Below are 239 nucleotides of genomic sequence, written 5' to 3' on the forward strand. Positions count from 1 at the left end.
ATGGGGGCGACCCCGCAGAGGATGGGGATGTCCGGGGCGGTGCCGGACACCGAGTTCAGCGAGCCGGGGTGGAGGAACTTCGCCGTCTTCGTGGCCGGGAACAGGACGCGGGCGATCAGGCCGAGGAGGAACGCGATCGCGAACGCGGGGCTGATGAGCTGGGGACCGCCCTCACCCACGACGCTCGGCCGCACGGCCGTGATCCAGGAGACCACGACGTGCGCGGCCGCCGCGATCAT

1 pseudogene is annotated in these 239 nt (G+C 71.5%); it reads right to left on the reverse strand.

Features of this window, described 5'->3' with window-relative positions:
• Nucleotides 1-239: pseudogene (locus tag KVS67_RS13005) on the reverse strand (sodium:glutamate symporter); the annotation flags it as partial.

The sequence above is a fragment of the Micrococcus sp. GbtcB5 genome, assembly GCF_019091605.1.
Taxonomy (GTDB): domain Bacteria; phylum Actinomycetota; class Actinomycetes; order Actinomycetales; family Micrococcaceae; genus Micrococcus; species Micrococcus luteus.